A 2,500-nucleotide genomic window follows, 5' to 3' on the forward strand; every position below is an offset into this window, starting at 1 on the left:
GTCTAGTACATTCATACTAGGCCTAAAGCTTCGGTTATATGTTTGATGCCCGATTATTTTCCGTGCCCAAACCCTCGACCAGTGAGCTGTTACGCACTCTTTAAATGAATGGCTGCTTCCAAGCCAACATCCTGGCTGTTTTAGGATTTGAACCGCGTTTGATCAACTTAACATATCATTAGGGACCTTAGCTGTTAGTCTGGGTTATTTCCCTCTCGGCCATGGACCTTAGCGCCCACAGCCTCACTCCTGGAGATTATATTATAGCATTCGGAGTTTATTAGGGTTTGGTAGGCGGTGAAGCCCCCTAGCCCAATTAGTAGCTCTACCTCTATAATACGTCTATATCCAAGGCTGTTCCTAAAAACATTTCGGGGAGAACGAGCTATCTCTCAGTTTGATTGGCCTTTCACCCCTATCCACAGGTCATCCCATAGCTTTTCAACGCTAATGAGTTCGGGCCTCCAGTTAGTTTTACCTAACCTTCACCCTGCCCATGGATAGATCACAAAGTTTCGCGTCTACCCCCACTGACTGATTCGCTCTGTTAGAACTTGCTTTCGCTACGGCTCCGGTACTGAAGACCTTAACCTTGCCAGTGAGGAGTAACTCGTAGGCTCATTATGCAAAAGGCACGCCGTCACTCATTGCTGAGCTCCGACCGCTTGTAAGCGCACGGTTTCAGGAACTATTTCACTCTCCTGTTCGGAGTACTTTTCACCTTTCCCTTACGGTACTGGTTCACTATCGGTATCTAAGGAGTATTTAGCCTTACCAGATGGTGCTGGCAGTTTCATACAGGATTCCTCCGGTCCCGCACTACTCAGGATACTACACGTCCATCAGAATTTCTGTCTACAGGGCTATCACCTGCTACGGCTCATCTTTCCAGATGATTCAACTTGATCTGACTTTCTAAAAGTAGTCCTACAACCCCGGACAGAATTGCTTCGATCCGGTTTGGGCTCTTCCCCGTTCGCTCGCCACTACTTAGGGAATCATTATTTATTTTCTTTTCCTGCAGGTACTTAGATGTTTCAGTTCCCTGCGTTGGCCCTCCTTACGGAGTAATACACCTTCAGTGTACTGGGTTGTCCCATTCGGAAATCTACGGATGTAACGATCGTTTGCATCTCCCCGTAGCTTATCGCAGCTTACCACGTCCTTCGTCGCCTCTTAGATCCTAGGCATCCACCATGCGCTCTTATTCGCTTTAAAAAATTTAGTATTTAGATATTACTATCTTGAATACAACTTGCATTTCCCAATATGTCAAAGAACTTTTAACCACTGACTGCTCTTACGAGCTTTCATTTGTGTGATTATTGACGATGTGTGAGATCCGATCTCCGTGACTCTTTAGTCAAACATCTTCTTGTTATTATTATAAGAACTTATACTCTGTATTGTATTGTTTGTGTTGGGGTTGCAAAGGTAGTGATCTTATATTTAATCACCAAAACTTTCTTGAAGTATTTTGCATCTTTAATTATCTTAGTATCAATGACTTGTCTATTGGGAAAGTGCTATTAATATCTCCGATAATCAAACCCCTATTTTACAAAGAACACTAGCTTTTTTGAAGCGGATGGCAAAGATATGCCCTTTATCATTCGCAAACAAAACTATTTGAGTTTTCTCTCAAACTATTTTTCAATCTTATTTCAAATTGTTTTCAACCTTATGGCTGAGTGTAATTTTATAATCCGTGTGAGGATCATTGCTTTAGAGTAAAAATGTACTGACGCTTTATGAAATTATCTGCTCTTTAGCAGATGCGTCTACTCTTAAAGAAAGAAAAAGCCTTAGTGCAAATGCACCAAGGCTTCTCTTAATAAGTATGGCAGCTACCTACTCTCCCGCATGATATTGCAGTACCATCGGCCATGAGGGGCTTAACTTCTCTGTTCGGAATGGGAAGAGGTGAACACCCTCGGCATAACCACCATAAGATCTTCTTTGCTTTACAGCAAACTAATAAGATAACATATCGGGAAAGTTGTATTCTAAGACTCTTTAACGTAATATTTAAAAAATTAAAGCTTACGGGCAATTAGTATTACTCGGCTGCGATGTTACCACCCTTACACCTGTAACCTATCAACGTCGTAGTCTCCGACGGCCCTTAAAAGTAAACTCATCTTGAAGCAGGTTTCACGCTTAGATGCTTTCAGCGTTTATCCTATCCATACATAGCTACTCTGCACTGCACCTGGCGGCACAACAGATACACCAGCGGTATGTACGACCCGGTCCTCTCGTACTAAGGTCATGTCCTCTCAATTTACTAACGATCACAACAGATAGGGACCGAACTGTCTTGCGACGTTCTGAACCCAGTTCACGTGCCACTTTAATCGGCGAACAGCCGAACCCTTGGGACCTTCTCCAGCCCCAGGATGTGACGAACCGACATCGAGGTGCCAAACCTCACCGTCGATATGAGCTCTTGGGTGAGATCAGCCTGTTATCCCCGGAGTACCTTTTATCCTTTGAGCGA

General features: G+C 43.6%; 3 rRNA genes (2 of these 3 running past the window's edge). All 3 read right to left on the bottom strand.

The annotated features are described in order from the left end of the window. Positions 1–1,218: ribosomal RNA gene (locus QFZ51_RS00025) — 23S ribosomal RNA — on the bottom strand (it extends 1,670 nt beyond the left edge of the window). A 620-nt stretch (positions 1,219–1,838) separates the two neighbouring features. After that, positions 1,839–1,950, bottom strand: a 5S ribosomal RNA gene (gene rrf, locus QFZ51_RS00030). Positions 1,951–2,033: 83 nt separating this feature from the next. Next, a 23S ribosomal RNA gene (locus QFZ51_RS00035) occupies positions 2,034–2,500 on the bottom strand (it continues 2,421 nt past the right edge of the window).

Origin of the sequence: Chitinophaga sp. W3I9 (assembly GCF_050434025.1) — a bacterium.
Classification (GTDB): domain Bacteria; phylum Bacteroidota; class Bacteroidia; order Chitinophagales; family Chitinophagaceae; genus Chitinophaga.